This is a genomic window from Streptomyces sp. NPDC018964 (assembly GCF_044390325.1).
Classification (GTDB): domain Bacteria; phylum Actinomycetota; class Actinomycetes; order Streptomycetales; family Streptomycetaceae; genus Streptomyces.
Map to the genome: position 1 here is coordinate 124,281 of NZ_JBIRYZ010000021.1, position 14,423 is coordinate 138,703.

The 14,423-nt window shown below is 71.8% G+C and carries 11 protein-coding genes and 1 tRNA gene; 7 read left to right on the forward strand and 5 right to left on the reverse strand.

The window, feature by feature from the left end; genetic code table 11:
* The first annotated feature begins 89 nt into the window (after positions 1-89).
* The 6 genes from ACH5AO_RS28340 (at position 90) to ACH5AO_RS28365 (ending at position 6,496) form a co-directional block, all read left to right on the forward strand.
* Positions 90-860 carry a DeoR/GlpR family DNA-binding transcription regulator gene (locus tag ACH5AO_RS28340; RefSeq protein ID WP_030858617.1) on the forward strand — a complete coding sequence of 257 codons (771 nt, stop codon included), beginning with the start codon at positions 90-92 and terminating at the stop codon, positions 858-860.
* Positions 861-950: 90 nt separating this feature from the next.
* Positions 951-2,324, forward strand: a complete 1,374-nt coding sequence (locus ACH5AO_RS28345; RefSeq protein ID WP_398929479.1) for an ABC transporter substrate-binding protein — start codon at positions 951-953, stop codon at positions 2,322-2,324.
* Positions 2,321-3,262, forward strand: a complete 942-nt coding sequence (locus tag ACH5AO_RS28350) for a carbohydrate ABC transporter permease (RefSeq protein ID WP_398929481.1) — start codon at positions 2,321-2,323, stop codon at positions 3,260-3,262. The genes ACH5AO_RS28345 and ACH5AO_RS28350 overlap by 4 nt, the downstream gene beginning before the upstream one ends.
* Positions 3,259-4,110, forward strand: coding sequence for a carbohydrate ABC transporter permease (locus tag ACH5AO_RS28355; RefSeq protein WP_030858622.1), 852 nt, complete (start codon positions 3,259-3,261; stop codon positions 4,108-4,110). Before ACH5AO_RS28350 ends, ACH5AO_RS28355 begins: the two co-directional genes overlap by 4 nt.
* On the forward strand, positions 4,107-5,096 hold the full coding sequence (locus ACH5AO_RS28360) for a zinc-dependent alcohol dehydrogenase family protein (RefSeq protein ID WP_030858624.1): 990 nt from the start codon (positions 4,107-4,109) through the stop codon (positions 5,094-5,096). Before ACH5AO_RS28355 ends, ACH5AO_RS28360 begins: the two co-directional genes overlap by 4 nt.
* 206 nt (positions 5,097-5,302) lie before the next feature.
* Entirely contained in the window at positions 5,303-6,496 is a 1,194-nt protein-coding gene (locus tag ACH5AO_RS28365) for a TerD family protein (protein ID WP_398929503.1), read from the forward strand.
* 30 nt (positions 6,497-6,526) lie between these two features.
* Here the strand turns inward: ACH5AO_RS28365 and ACH5AO_RS28370 are convergent, their stop codons facing one another.
* From ACH5AO_RS28370 to ACH5AO_RS28390, 5 genes are all read right to left on the reverse strand, one after another.
* Complete coding sequence (locus tag ACH5AO_RS28370) at positions 6,527-7,093, reverse strand: TetR/AcrR family transcriptional regulator (protein WP_398929483.1); 567 nt, start codon at positions 7,091-7,093, stop codon at positions 6,527-6,529.
* A 79-nt stretch (positions 7,094-7,172) separates the two neighbouring features.
* Entirely contained in the window at positions 7,173-8,756 is a 1,584-nt protein-coding gene (locus ACH5AO_RS28375) for a TROVE domain-containing protein (protein WP_398929485.1), read from the reverse strand.
* 363 nt (positions 8,757-9,119) lie between these two features.
* A tRNA-Met gene (locus tag ACH5AO_RS28380) sits at positions 9,120-9,189 on the reverse strand.
* 45 nt (positions 9,190-9,234) lie between these two features.
* Positions 9,235-10,692, reverse strand: coding sequence for an alkaline phosphatase PhoX (locus ACH5AO_RS28385; RefSeq protein WP_398929487.1), 1,458 nt, complete (start codon positions 10,690-10,692; stop codon positions 9,235-9,237).
* 145 nt (positions 10,693-10,837) lie between these two features.
* The gene (locus tag ACH5AO_RS28390) at positions 10,838-12,274 is read right to left on the reverse strand and encodes a hypothetical protein (protein ID WP_398929489.1); all 1,437 of its coding nucleotides are present in this window, start codon (positions 12,272-12,274) and stop codon (positions 10,838-10,840) included.
* Between the two features lie 184 nt (positions 12,275-12,458).
* Here ACH5AO_RS28390 and ACH5AO_RS28395 point away from each other — a divergent pair, with 184 nt between their 5' ends.
* A complete protein-coding gene (locus ACH5AO_RS28395) occupies positions 12,459-14,285 on the forward strand; it encodes an endonuclease/exonuclease/phosphatase family protein (protein ID WP_398929491.1) in 1,827 nt (608 codons plus the stop codon).
* Positions 14,286-14,423 lie beyond the last annotated feature (138 nt).

Consider the following 14,423-nt stretch of genomic DNA (forward strand, 5'->3'; position numbering starts at 1 on the left):
GGTCAGCTCCGAAAGCCCGCTGTAGAACTTCCTGCATGGGTCCCACCGGGCCCGAACGGGCAGCGAGACCAGGAAACGGGAGTCCGGCCATGAGCAACAGGACGGCCGAAGAACGCCAGCGGGAGATCGTACGGGTGGCGCGCACCACCGGCTCGGTCGACGTCAGCGCGCTCGCCGCCGACCTGGGCGTGGCCAAGGAGACCGTGCGACGGGACCTGCGCGCCCTGGAGGACCACGGTCTGGTGCGCCGCACCCACGGCGGCGCCTATCCCGTGGAGAGCGCCGGCTTCGAGACGACGCTCGCCTTCCGCGCCACCAGCCACGTCCCCGAGAAGCGCAGGGTCGCGGCCGCCGCGGCCGAGCTGATCGGGGACGCCGAGACGGTCTTCGTCGACGAGGGCTTCACCCCCCAGCTCATCGCCGAGGCCCTGCCCACCGACCGGCCGCTCACCGTGGTCACCGCCTCCCTGCCGGTCGCGGGCGCGCTCGCGGAGACCGGCACCACGTCCGTCCTGCTGCTCGGCGGCCGGGTCCGCTCCGGAACCCTCGCCACCGTCGACCACTGGACGACGAGGATGCTCTCCGGTTTCGTCATCGACCTGGCGTTCATCGGCGCCAACGGGATCTCCCGCGAACACGGACTGACCACGCCCGACCCCGCGGTCAGCGAGGTCAAGGCACAGGCGGTCCGGGCCTCCCGCCGGGTGGTGTTCGCCGGTGTCCACACCAAGTTCGGGGCGGTCAGCTTCTGCCGGTTCGCCGAGGTCGGCGCGCTGGAGGCGATCGTCACGAGCACCCTGCTCCCGGCGGCCGAGGCCCATCGCTACTCCCTGCTGGGGCCGCAGGTCATCCGGGTCTGAACCAGATCAGCACACCGTTCCACCTCCCCCCCTCGGGCCGACCCACACCGGGTCGCGCCCGTTACCTCCCTCTATGTCCAGGAGCGATCCATGCGAACCCAGAGCCGACGGAGGCCGCCGCGAGCCACACTCGCCGCGGCCGCCGCAGGGACGCTGCTCGCCCCGCTGCTCTCCGGCTGCTGGGTCGGAGCGGGCGGGGCCGGATCCGGCGGTGACTCCATCAACGTCCTGATGGTCAACAACCCGCAGATGGTCGAGTTGCAGAAGCTGACCGCGGACCACTTCACCGAGGAAACCGGCATCAAGGTCAACTTCACCGTGCTGCCGGAGAACGACGTCCGCGACAAGATCAGCCAGGACTTCGCCAACCAGGCCGGCCAGTACGACGTGGCCACCCTGTCCAACTACGAGATCCCCATCTACGCCCGCAACGGCTGGCTCCACGAGATGGACTCCTATGTCGACGAGGACGCCTCCTACGACGAGCAGGACGTCCTCAAGCCGATGCGCCAGTCCCTCACCGGCGACGACGGCAAGCTCTACGGCCAGCCCTTCTACGGCGAGTCGTCCTTCCTGATGTACCGCAAGGACATCTTCGAGAAGGAGGGCCTGACCATGCCCGCCGACCCCACCTGGCAACAGGTCGCCGACCTCGCCGCCGAACTCGACGGCGCCGAACCGGGCATGAAGGGCATCTGCCTGCGCGGGCTGCCCGGCTGGGGCGAGGTCATGGCCCCGCTGACCACCGTGGTCAACACCTTCGGCGGCACCTGGTTCGACAAGGACTGGAAGGCCCGGCTCGACTCCCCCGAGTGGAAGGAGGCCGTGGAGTTCTACGTCGGCCTGGTCCGCGAGCACGGCGAGTCCGGCGCCCCCCAGGCCGGCTTCGCCGAGTGCCTGAACAACATGACCCAGGGCAAGGTCGCCATGTGGTACGACGCCACCTCCGCGGCCGGCTCCCTGGAGGCCGCCGACTCCCCCGTCAAGGGCAAGGTCGGTTACGCCCCCGCGCCCGTCGAGAAGACCGAGTCCTCCGGCTGGCTCTACACCTGGGCCTGGGGCATCCAGCACGCCTCCCGCAACCCCGACAACGCCTGGAAGTTCGTCTCCTGGGCCTCCAGCAAGGAGTACGAGCAGCTGGTCGGCGACGAGATCGGCTGGTCGAACATCCCGGCCGGAAAGCGCGCCTCCACCTACGCCAGCCCCGACTACCGCGCGGAGGCCGCCGCCTTCCAGGAGATGACCAAGGCGGCCATCGAGCAGGCCCGGCCCGACGACCCCGGCGTCCAGCCCCGTCCGGCGCCCGGCATCCAGTTCGTCGGCATCCCCGAGTTCACCGATCTCGGCACCAAGGTCTCCCAGGAGATCAGCGCGGCCATCGCCGGACGCCAGTCCGTCGAGTCGGCCCTGAAGAAGTCCCAGCAGCTGGCAGAAGAGATCGCCGAGGAGTACGAGGGACGATGACCGCCACGACAACGGCCCCCGTGGCCGCACCGGAGACACGCTCCGCCCTCCGCCCGCCCTCCGCCCGGCTGCGCGCCTGGGCCACCCGGGCCCCCCTGCTGCCCGCCCTGATCTTCATGATCGCGGTGACCCAGCTGCCCTTCGTGGCGACGCTGGTGATCTCCTTCTTCGACTGGAACTCCCTCTACCCCGACGCCCGTCACTTCGCCGGCTTCGAGAACTACCAGGAGGTCCTCACCGACGCGGCCCTGCGCAAGTCGGTCTGGACGACGATCCTGCTGACCGTCGCGGTCGTCCTCGCCAGCCTGGTCCTCGGACTGCTGCTCGCCCTGCTGCTGGACCGGAAGTTCCGCGGCCGGGGCATCGTCCGCACCCTGCTCATCGCCCCGTTCCTGGTGGTCCCGGTGGCGGCCGCGCTGCTGTGGAAACACGTCCTCTACAACCCCGAGTACGGACTCCTCAACGGCCTGCTGCACTACGTCGGCGGCCCCCAGCCCGACTGGATCTCGGGCACCCCGCTGCTCGCCGTCGAGGCCTCACTGGTGTGGCAGTGGACCCCGTTCATGATGCTGATCCTGCTCGCCGGACTGCAGAGCCGGGACCAGCAGCAGATCGAGGCCGCCCGCGTCGACGGCGCCAGCGACTGGCAGATCTTCGTCCACCTCACCCTGCCCCACCTGCGCCGCTACCTCGAACTGGGCGCCCTGCTCGGCTCGATCTACATCGTGCAGAACTTCGACGCGGTCTTCACCATCACGTCCGGCGGCCTGGGCACCGCCAACCTGCCCTACACCGTCTACCAGACCTTCTACCAGGCCCACGAGAACGGCCTCGCCTCGGCCGCCGGCGTCCTGGTCGTCATCGGCTCCATCATCATCGCGACCTTCGCCCTGCGCGTGGTCTCGTCCCTGTTCCGCGAGGAGGTGTCCCGCGCATGAGCAGCACCACCGTACGCACCGGCGGCCGGTTCCGCGGCGGAGCGGGTCTCGGCCTGGTCGCCTGGCTGGCCGGCATCGTGTTCTTCCTGCCCATCGCCTGGATGGCGCTGACGTCCTTCCACTCCGAGACGGACGCGGCCACCAACCCGCCGTCCTTCACCGCCGCCCTCACCCTCGACGGCTACCGCGAGTTCTTCGGCGCCGACGGCGGCGCCAGCCCCTGGCCGGCGCTGATCAACTCCGCGGTGGCGTCGATCGTGTCGACCCTGTTCGTCCTGGTCCTGGCGCTGCCCGCCGCGTACGCCCTGTCCATCCGCCCGGTGAAGAAGTGGACGGACGTCCTCTTCTTCTTCCTCTCCACCAAGATGCTGCCCGTCGTGGCCGGCCTGCTGCCGATCTACCTGTTCGCCAAGAACACGGACATGCTGGACAACATCTGGCTGCTGGTCATCCTCTACACCTCCATGAACCTGCCGATCGCGGTGTGGATGATGCAGTCCTTCCTCGCCGAGGTCCCGGTCGCGATCATCGAGGCCGCGCGGGTGGACGGCGCGAAACTGCCGACGATCCTGGCCCGGGTGGTCGCGCCCATCGCGCTCCCCGGCATCGCCGCCACCTCCCTCATCTGCTTCATCTTCAGCTGGAACGAACTGCTTTTCGCCCGGGTCCTGACGGGCGTGGTCGCCGAGACCGCCCCCGTCTTCCTGACCGGCTTCATCACCAGCCAGGGCCTGTTCCTGGCCAAGGTGTGCGCCGCGTCGCTCGTCATCTCCCTGCCGGTGCTCGCCGCGGGGTTCGCCGCCCAGGACAAACTCGTCCAGGGCCTGTCGTTGGGAGCCGTGAAATGAAGGCCGCCGTCATCGAGTCCGTGGGCAAGGCCGTCGTCGCCGAGGTCCCGGACCCGACGCCAGGGCCGCGCGACGTCGTCGTCGAGGTCGCCGCGTGCGGGCTGTGCGGCACGGACCTGCACATCCTCCAGGGCGAGTTCGCGCCGAAGCTGCCGATCGTGCCGGGGCACGAGTTCGCCGGCGAAGTGGTCGGCATCGGCTCCCAGGTCACCGAGGTGTCGCTCGGCGACCGGGTCGCGGTCGACCCCTCCCTGTACTGCCACGAGTGCCGCTACTGCCGCGTCGGCCACAACAACATGTGCGAGCGGTGGGCCGCGATCGGCGTCACCACGGCGGGCGGCGCGGCCCAGTACGCGGTGGCGCCGGTGGCGAACTGCGTGAAGCTCCCCGAGCACGTCCGCACCCAGGACGCGGCGCTGATCGAGCCGCTGTCGTGCGCGGTGCGCGGCTACGACGTGCTCCAGTCGCGCCTCGGCGCGCACGTGCTGATCTACGGGTCCGGGACCATGGGCCTGATGATGCTGGAGCTGGCGAAGCGGACCGGCGCCGCGAGCGTGGACGTGGTGGACCTGAACCCGGCGCGGCTGGAGACGGCGCGGCAGCTGGGGGTCTCCGCGGCGGCGGCGTCGCCGGACGAGCTGGACCGGCCCCAGGGCTGGGACCTCGTCATCGACGCGACGGGCAACGCGGCGGCGATCCAGGACGGCCTGGACCGGGTCGCCAAGGCCGGTACGTTCCTCCAGTTCGGGGTGGCCGACTACGCGACGCGGGTGACGATCGACCCGTACCGGATCTACAACCAGGAGATCACCATCACGGGGTCCATGGCCGTGCTGCACAGCTACGAGCGGGCGGCGGAGCTGTTCGCCGGGGGCGTCCTGGACCCGGACGTCTTCATCAGCGACCGTCTGCCGCTCGACCAGTACCCGCAGGCGCTGGAGCAGTTCGCGTCCGGCGTCGGCAGGAAGATCGTGGTGGTGCCGTAGGGGTTTTCGCCCCCGCCTGACCTCCGCTCCTCGAACTCCCCGGAGAGGCTGGAATCCAGCCTCTCCGGCGTTTGAGGAGCGGGGTCCGGGGCGGAGCCCCGGGTTCGGGACGGGAAGGGGCGGCGGGGGCGACCTCCCTCCGACCCGATCGGGCCCAGGTAAGGGAACGGCAAAACGCCCCCGCTCGTTCACCCCGCATGACCGCTATGACCCCCGGCTCGAACATCCCTCTTCCCGCCGTCCGCGTGACGGTGGACGTCGCCGCCCCCGTGCGGCTCGACGTATCGGGCCTGCTGCTCACCGCCGACGGCAAGGTGCGCTCCGACGACGACTTCATCTTCTACAACCAGCCCGCCGGCCCCGGCGTGACCTACCGGTCCGGGGGCGGCACCGCCCCCGACGCCATCACGGTCGACACCTCGGCCGTACCCCCCGGCATCGAGAAGATCGTCGTCACCGCCAGCCCCGACGCCGCCGGCCAGACCTTCCAGGGCATCGAACCGACCGCCACCCTCCGCAACGCGGACGACAACACGGTCCTGGCCACCTTCACACCCCCGGCCCTCGGCACCGAGACGGCCCTGGTGATCGTCGAGATCTACCTGCGCAACGGCGCCTGGAAGGCCCGCGCCGTCGGCCAGGGCTACGCCGACGGCCTGGCCGGCATCGCCACCGACTTCGGCGTCACGGTCGAGGAACCGGCCGCCGCCCCGCCCCAGCCGGCCGCCGCCCCGCAGGCACCCCCCATGCCGGCCGCCGCTCCCACGGCACCCGCCGCGCCCGCCGCTCCCCCGGCCCCGCCCGCCGCCGCCCCCGGCACCGGGAAGATCAACCTCGACAAGGGCCGGGTCAGCCTCCAGAAGAACCAGACGGTCTCCCTGGTCAAGGGCGGCCGGCCGCTGCTCTCCCAGGTCAAGATGGGCCTCGGCTGGGAGCCGGCCTACCGCGGCAAGGACATCGACCTCGACGCCTCGGTCATCGCCTACGGCCCGCAGCGCAACCACATCGACAGCTGCTACTTCGGCAAGCTGCAGATCGTGAACGGCGCGATCCGGCACTCCGGTGACAACCTCACCGGCGAGGGCGGCGGCGACGACGAGGTGATCACCGTGGACCTCGGCCGCCTCCCCCAGGAGGTCTCCGGCCTGGTCTTCACGGTCAACTCCTTCTCCGGCCAGAAGTTCACCGAGGTCGCCAAGGCGTACTGCCGCCTCCTGGACGCCACCACGGGCGAGGAGCTGGTCCGCTTCGACCTCACCAGCGCCGAACCGCAGACGGGCGTGATGATGGCGAAGCTGATCCGGCAGTACTCCGGCGAGTGGGAGATGACCGCGATGGGCGACTTCGTGAAGTCCCGCACCGTACGGGGGATGGTGAAGCCGGCCGGCCAGGCACTGTAACCACTCCGCGAGCCGTCGGGCGTCCCCCGCTCAGGGGGCGTCCGGGGCCCGCAGCCCGGTCATCAGCAGCTCCAGGTACCGGCGGATCTGCGTGCCCTCCCCGCCCGCCAGCTCCGAGGCCGTCGCCACCCCGTGGGCCAGCCGCAGCACGTCGACGGGCTCGACGTCGCGCCGCAGCACGCCCGCCTCCCGCGCCGCCCCGACCAGCCGGCCCACCGCGCCCTTCAGCGGATCGCAGCACTCCGTGCCGCCGTCCCCGACGGCGGCACCCAGCAGCGCCCGCAGCCCCCGGATCCGGAGCATCCCGGCGCCGAGTTCGTTCAGCCACTCCACCAGCGCCTCGCCCGGCGGCAGCCGCCCGGCCAGGTCGCCGGCACTGGCCGCGATCGACTCGATGCGGTCGACGTAGGCGGCCTCCAGCAGCGCCTGACGGGTCGGGAAGTGCCGGTAGAGCGTGCCGGATCCGACGCCCGCCCGCTTGGCGATGTCGTCGAGCGAAGCGCCCTCACCGTGCGCGGCGAACGCCTCCACCGCGGCCTGGAGCAGCAGTTCACGATTGCGGCGGGCGTCCGCGCGCATGGACCTGACCTGCGCCATCACCCACTCCTCACCCCGGGGACCCTCCCCGTACCCTACCGAGCGGGCAGCGGGGAGGGTCCCGGAACGGAGCACCGCCTCACACGGCCCACGGCCAGTCGGCGTCCCGGCCGGCCTCCAGCAGCGGAACCATCCGGAAGGCCGCGTCGGAGAGACCGCCGAAGGTGTGCCGGTTCGCGGTGCCCGACGGGCCGTGGCCCGCGCGGTACCCGGCGAGGTTCCAGGTGTAGACCGGCACGTCCGCCGGGACCTGCTCGGTCGGGTCGCCGTGGTGGCTGTGGGCGTACTGCTCGTCGGTGACGATCAGCACCCGGTCGTGCCCCCGGTAGTGCCGGCGCACCGCCTCGGTGGTGTCGGTGCCGCCGAGGTCGCCGAACCGGCCGAGGATCCTCAGCACCGACTCGCCCCGGCGGAACGGCACCGGCCTGCTCGTCGAGCCGAACTCGACGAGGTCCGCCTTCCGGGCCCGCAGCGCGAGCGCCGTGCCGAAGACCGCCGCCGCGTCCGCGCGGGTGAGCTCGGAGCGGTCCGACATCCGCGAGTAGAACATCGAGCCGGAGCGGTCGACGAGCACCAGGGTGCGGCCGGGCAGCGCGGGCACGTTGGCCAGCGAGTGGCCGAGCGCCTGCTCCAGCGGGTACGACCAGCGCAGCGACGGCGCGTGCCGGTACGCGGCGAGGTACCGGAAGGGGAACTGCCGGGACTTCGCGACCTCCGCCGGGTCGGCGATGCGGGCGGCGACCCGCGCCGCCACCTCGTCGCAGACCCCGGCCCCGTCGAAGTTCCGCAGGTTCCGGATCAACGCCATCGTCCCCATGGAGGGAATCGCGGCTTCCCAGGCCGCCTTGTCCATCGGTCCCTGGAGCCAGCCCGCCAGCGCCTCCCAGGTGAGACCCGCGGCGGCGAGCCGCTCGGCCCCGTCGGGCGCCGTGACGACCGCGCGCCGCTCCTCGACGGGCAGCGCCATCAGCTCGCGGTGCGCGGTGAGGACACGGTCCGAGGCGGGCGGCACCGCGGTGTCCGGGTTGTGCCGGCGGTCGAGGGCGTACCGGAACAGCTCTCCCTGCCACGGCTTGTCCGGGTCGGGTGCCGCGTGCACCAGGTTGAGGATGTCGCCGAAGCGGTAGCCCTTGGACGCGGTGTCGTACTTCAGCAGGGCCTTGCCGCCGTAGAGCCGTCGTACGGCGTCGGCGACACCGCGCTTGACGGGCTTGGGGATGCCGCGCCCGTACCGGGAGGTCCAGTACGCGAGGAGTTCGCCGGGCTCGTCGGGGCGCCGCAGTACGGAGTCCACGACCTGGCGGTTCGAGGGGCCGTCGGTCGCGCCGGCGTCCAGGCGGGCCTTGACGTACTCGGCGGCGCCCACGATCGACGCGGTCCGCAGGTTGCCCTCGCCGCGCAGCCAGCCGAGCAGCCCGGCCGTCCAGGACGGATCGCTCACGGCGAGCTCGCGCACGAGCTCCGCGAACCGGTCGTCGCGGTCGTCGCCGGTCTCGTAGAAGGTCTGCTGCGTCACGAAGTTGGACACGGCGAGCAGGAAGAGTTCGGAGCGCGGCTCCCGCTCGCGGCCCCGGCCGCCCTCGTACGTACGCAGCACACGGCCGGTCGACGTCACGCGCGACGCCGGCTGCGCCTTGGCAGTCCGGGTGTTGAATCGCGCCATGGTGAATTCCCCCGAATTCTTCTTGCTGTCGGAGGGAGGCGCGACAAAGGAGGGTGCCCGAGAAACGAGTCGGCCGCGGAACAAGTCGGGCGCGTCTTCCACTTCCGCCACACCGGCCCGAAGCCGATGACGGGATTCGAACCCGCAGTGAACCCGATCCGAGAAGTACCCGCTGCCTGCGCACCGGGCACCCACCAAATGCCGCACCTCCCGAGATCAAGTCGGCGGCGGCCTGGATTCGTCTGCAGCGAAGGAGCCGTCGCCCACGCACCGGGAGGTGCGTGAAGTTGTGGTGTCCAGAGATCAAGGCCGGCGGAACCGACGATGGTGCTCTAACCCCTGAGCTACACCGGCGCGTTGTGCCGGTGACGGGACTCGAACCCGTGACCGCCCCATTATGAGTGGAAGTAGGTCCTGCCTTCGCACCTGGACGTGCATCACTCTAGGAGGGCGGTCCTCGGTCGGGCGAGCGAATTAATCAGCGGCGCTTCTGCCGCTTCCAGGGCCCGGTGATGGCGAGCATGATGCCGGGTTCCTGGATGTTGGCGTACAGGGTCTTCCCGTCGGGCGAGAAGGTGACGCCGGTGAATTCGCTGAACTCCGGCTCGTCCTCGGTGCCGATGTTGAGTTCGTTGCGGGCGATGGGGTAGGTGCGCCCGCTGTCGGTGGCGCCGAACAGGTGCTGCGCACCCTCGCCGTCCTCGGCGATGATCAGGCCGCCGTACGGCGAGACGGTGATGTTGTCCGGGCCGTCGAAGGCGCCGTCCCCGGACGGGTCCCTGTTGACACCGAGCAGGACCTTCAGGGTCAGCGTGCGGCGCCCGGGGTCGTAGAACCAGACCTGGCCGTCGTGCTGCACGGGGCTCTCCTCGCGGGCGTACGAGGAGACGATGTACGCCCCGCCGTCGCCCCACCACATGCCCTCCAGCTTGCGGGCGCGGGTGACCTCGCCCTCCGCGAACTGCTCGCGCACGTCGACGGTCCGCGCGTCGCGGTCGGGTACGTCCACCCAGTCGACGCCGTACACCGTGCCGGTCCTCGTGGCGCGGGAGAGGTCGTCGACGTACCGGCCGCCGGAGTCGTAGCACCTGGGCGCCTGGAGGACGCCGGCGTCGTCGGCGAGGGTGCGCAGGGTGCCGGGTCCGTAGCGGAAGCCCTCCGGCGGGGTCCAGCGGTAGAAGAGGCCGTTGGGCTCGTCGGCGTCCTCGGTGAGGTAGGCGTGGCCGCGCTTGACGTCGATGACGACGGCCTCGTGGTCGTAACGGCCGAAGAACTTCAGCGGCTTGGGGTCGCGGTTGGCGCGCCGGTCGGCGGGGTCGACCTCGAAGACGTAGCCGTGGTCCTTGGTCATGCCGTTCTCGCCGGCCCGGTCGGAGTTCTCCTCGCAGGTGAGCCAGGTGCCCCAGGGGGTGCTGCCGCCGGCGCAGTTGTTGGCGGTGCCGGCGATGCCGACCCACTCGGCGACGCCGCCGTCGCGGCGCACCTCGACGATCGTGCAGCCGCCGGGTGCGGCCGGGTCGTAGACGAGGCCCTCGGTGAGCGGGACGGGGAACTCGGCCTCCTCGCGCGGGCCGTCCATCTCGTGGTTGTTGACCAGGAGGGTGCTGCCGCGAGGTCCGGGGAAGGCGGCGGTGCCGTCGTGGTCGGCGGGCGTGAACTCGCCCGTCTCCAGCCGGGTCCTGCCGGCATGGGTGAGGACGCGGTAGGTGAACCCGGCGGGCAGGGCGAGGAGTCCGTCCGGGTCCGCGACGAGCGGCCCGTAGCCGACCCCGTCGTGCCGCTCCGCCGCTTCCCGCGCTCCGTCGTCCGCGCTCTCGGTGTCGGCGGTGGCGAGGGCGTGGGGTGCGGAAGCGAGGGCGGCCACACTGCCCGTCAGCGCGACACCGGCGCCGGCGATCGCGGACGTTCTGGCGAAGTCCCTGCGGGTGAGCGACATGCTGTCTCCTGTGACGTGGCTGGGCCGTGGAGGGTGGCGAACCTCGTGCGCCCGCCACGCTCCCGCCCATGCCTGAACGCCGGTTGAACACCGAGGGTCACGGAGTTCCTCCTTTCCGTGAACCGCGCGGGTCCCGCCGCGGAGCTCAGTTCCCGTGCTGCGACCGCGCCTTGAACGCCGCCTTGCGCGCTTCCTTCGCGATCCTCTTGTCGGGGTGCAGCCGTCCCATGGCCTCCAGCACGTCGGCGGTGGCCGGGTGCTCCACCCGCCAGGCCGTGTCGAAGAAGCCGCTGTGCTGCCGGGCCAGTCCCTCCACCAGGGAGCGCAGTTCCTCGGAGTTGCCCTCGGCGGCGAGCTGGGCGGCGACCGTGTCGACGGTCAGCCAGAAGATCAGGGCCTCGGACGGCGGCGGTACGTCGGTCGCCCCGTGCTCGGCCAGCCACACCCGGGCCAGCCCGCCGAGTTCGGGATCGTCCAGCACCTCCCGCAGCGCGGGCTCCGCCGAGGCGCCGACCAGCGACAGCGCCTGCTGGCACCGCAGCCGCCGCAGCGGCGCGCCTTCGTCCGCTCCCCGTGCCGCCGCCAGCAACTCGCGTGCGGAGGCGAGCGGTTCACGCCGGGCCAGCCACTGCTCGGTCTCCGCGTGGGCGGCGGCCGGCGGGAAGACGGCCGTGCCGTCGAGCAGCGCGTCCGCGCCCTTGTCCACGAGGTCGCCCACCGCGGGCGCCTCGAACCCGGCCTCCAGCAGCCGGGCGCGCAGCCCGTACAGCCCGAGCGGGGTCAGCCGCACCATGCCGTACCGGGCGACGTCGGTGTCGTCGCCCGGGGCGGCGGGTTCCTCGTCGGTGTCGGCCATCAGCGCCTCGTCCACCGGCCGGTACTCCACCAGCCCGACCGGTTCCAGCATCCGGAACTGGTCGTCCAGCCGCATCATCGCGTCGGACACCTGCTGCAGGACGTCGTTGGTGGGCTCGGCCATGTCACCGGGCACGATCACCGACGCGGCCAGCCCGGGCAACGGCACCATCGCGCCCTCGACGCCCTCCCCGCCCACGGTCAGCAAGTAGAGGTTGCCGAGCACCCCGTCCAGGAACTCCGCCTCGGCCTCCGGGTCCCAGTCCAGCGCGGTGAGGTCGAGCTCTCCGGACCCCTCCCCCTCGGCGATGGCGTCGACCAGTCCGCCCAGGTCCGGGACGCTCGCGTCACCGAGCACCGTCTCCAGGGCCGCGAGCCACACCTCGAGCACGTCCTGCGGCGAACCGCCGGTGAGCAGCGCCAGTGCGGCCCCCGCGGTGACGGTTCCCTCCTCCTCGTCGGTCACCTCGACGAGTCCGGTGTCCACGGCGACGCGCCAGGCCTCACCGGCGTCGGCCGCGGCGTCCTCCCCGGTCAGCCCCAGCTCCGCGGCGGCCGCCGGCACCTGTTCGTCGACGAGCCCACCGCCGGCGTCGACCCTGGTGTCCGGTCCGGCCCAGCGGGCGAGCCTGGCGGCCCGGGAGAGCACCGGGGTGGACAGGGCGTCGCGCGCCAGCTCCGCTTGGGGTCGCAGCCGCGCGGGCGGCATGATGGAGCTGTCTGACATCGGCTGTTTCTCCTAGCCCGTGAACGACTCAGCCGCTCAGCCTAGACGGATTTCCACCCATGCCGCCCGCTTCATCTCCCCTTCAGGCGCCGTACATGGCCGAAACCTTGACAAGCGGCCCGGCCCGGCTGGAGATTGACGCGCGTAGAAATGGGCGGATCACACGTTTCCCGGAGGGAATCCCTTGCCTAGCAAGTCGTCCGCGCGCCTCGCCGCGCTCACCGTCGCCGCCGTGTGTTCCGCGGCATCCACCGTCGTCCTCACGTCGCCCGCGCACGCCGACACCGTGCGCGTCCACGACATCCAGGGCGACACCCGCATCTCGCCGCTGGCGGGCGAGCAGGTCACCGGCGTGACCGGCGTCGTCACCGGCGTCCGCACCTACGGCTCGTCCCGCGGCTTCTGGATCCAGGACCCCGCCCCGGACGCCGACCCGGCCACCAGCGAGGGCGTCTTCGTCTTCACGAGCTCCACCCCGAAGGGCGTGGCGGTCGGCGACGCCGTCACCGTCTCCGGCACGGTCTCGGAGTACGTCCCCGGCGGCACGTCCTCGGGCAACCAGTCCCTGACGGAGATCACCCGCCCCACGTTCACGGTCACCTCCAGCGGCAACCCGCTCCCGGCCGCCACCACCGTCGACGCCCGCTCCGTCCCCGCCGCCTACACCCCCGCGGGCGACCCCGCCGCCGGCGGCTCGGTCAACGCGCTCCCCCTGCGCCCCACCCGGTACGCCCTGGACTTCTACGAGTCCCTGGAGGGCATGAACGTCCAGGTCTCCGACACCCGTGTGGTGGGCGCCACCGACCCGTACACCGAACTCTGGGTCACGGTGAAGCCCCACGAGCACCGCAACCACCGGGGCGGCACGGTCTACGGCTCCTACGGCGCCCAGAACACCGGCCGTCTCCAGATCCAGTCGCTGGGCAAGGCGTCCGACTTCCCCGACGCGAACGTCGGTGACACCCTCGCCGGCACCACCGCGGGCCCCCTGGACTACAACCAGTACGGCGGCTACACCCTCGTGGCGAGCGAGCTGGGCACGCTCGAGAGCGCGGGTCTGCGGCGCGAGACGACCCGCGAGCAGCGCGGCGACGAACTGGCCGTCGCCACCTACAACGTCGAGAACCTCGACCCGGGCGACGACACCTTCGCCGCCCACGCCGCCGCGATCGTGCACAACCTCAAGTCGCCCGACATCGTGTCCCTGGAGGAGATCCAGGACAACAACGGCGCCACCGACGACGGCACGGTCGCCGCCGACCTGACGATGGCCGAGCTGATCGAGGCCATCGAGGCGGCCGGCGGCCCCCGCTACGACTGGCGTTCCGTCGACCCCGCCGACAAGCAGGACGGCGGCGAACCGGGCGGCAACATCCGCCAGGCCTTCCTCTTCAACCCCGCCCGGGTCTCGTTCACCGACCGCGCGGGCGGCGACGCCACCACGGCCACCGGCGTCACCAAGGTCCGCGGCAAGGCGGCCCTGACCCTCTCCCCGGGCCGGATCGACCCCGCCTCCGAGGCCTTCGCCAACAGCCGCAAGCCCCTCGCCGGCGAGTTCGGCTTCCGGGGCCGCACGGTCATCGTCATAGCCAACCACTTCGCGTCGAAGGGCGGCGACCAGGGCCTGACCGCCCAGTACCAGCCCCCGTCCCGCAGCTCGGAGACCCAGCGCCACCTCCAGGCGAAGGCGGTCCACGACTTCACCGCGAAGATCCTCAAGACCCAGAAGAACGCCGACGTGGTGGCCCTGGGCGACATCAACGACTTCGAGTTCTCGAAGACCACCGAGCTCCTCGAAGGCAGGGGCACCCTCTGGTCGGCGATCAAGTCGCTCCCCCGGAGCGAGCGCTACTCGTACGTCTACCAGGGCAACAGCCAGGCCCTGGACCAGATCCTGATCAGCCCGTCCATCCGCCGCGGCACCTTCGCGTACGACAGCGTGCACATCAACGCGGAGTTCCACGACCAGATCAGCGACCACGACCCGCAGGTGCTCCGCTTCCGACCGTAGCACCCGCGCGGCGGGGGGGGGGGGGGGGGGGGGGGGGGGGGGGCGCCCCGCGCCGCCCCCCCCCCCCCCCCGGCGGCGCCCCCCCCGCGCCCCCCCGCGGCCCGCCCGGGCCGGCGCCGGCCCGCGGGCCGCCCCCCC

Excerpts from the sequence above, each read along its gene's own strand:
- ACH5AO_RS28340 (WP_030858617.1), top strand. The coding sequence starts at position 90 with ATGAGCAACAGGACGGCCGAAGAACGCCAGCGGGAGATCGTACGGGTG.
- ACH5AO_RS28345 (WP_398929479.1), top strand. The coding sequence starts at position 951 with ATGCGAACCCAGAGCCGACGGAGGCCGCCGCGAGCCACACTCGCCGCG.
- ACH5AO_RS28350 (WP_398929481.1), top strand. The coding sequence starts at position 2,321 with ATGACCGCCACGACAACGGCCCCCGTGGCCGCACCGGAGACACGCTCC.
- ACH5AO_RS28355 (WP_030858622.1), top strand. The coding sequence starts at position 3,259 with ATGAGCAGCACCACCGTACGCACCGGCGGCCGGTTCCGCGGCGGAGCG.
- ACH5AO_RS28360 (WP_030858624.1), top strand. The coding sequence starts at position 4,107 with ATGAAGGCCGCCGTCATCGAGTCCGTGGGCAAGGCCGTCGTCGCCGAG.
- ACH5AO_RS28365 (WP_398929503.1), top strand. The coding sequence starts at position 5,303 with ATGACCCCCGGCTCGAACATCCCTCTTCCCGCCGTCCGCGTGACGGTG.
- ACH5AO_RS28370 (WP_398929483.1), bottom strand. The coding sequence starts at position 7,093 with ATGGCGCAGGTCAGGTCCATGCGCGCGGACGCCCGCCGCAATCGTGAA.
- ACH5AO_RS28375 (WP_398929485.1), bottom strand. The coding sequence starts at position 8,756 with ATGGCGCGATTCAACACCCGGACTGCCAAGGCGCAGCCGGCGTCGCGC.
- ACH5AO_RS28385 (WP_398929487.1), bottom strand. The coding sequence starts at position 10,692 with ATGTCGCTCACCCGCAGGGACTTCGCCAGAACGTCCGCGATCGCCGGC.
- ACH5AO_RS28390 (WP_398929489.1), bottom strand. The coding sequence starts at position 12,274 with ATGTCAGACAGCTCCATCATGCCGCCCGCGCGGCTGCGACCCCAAGCG.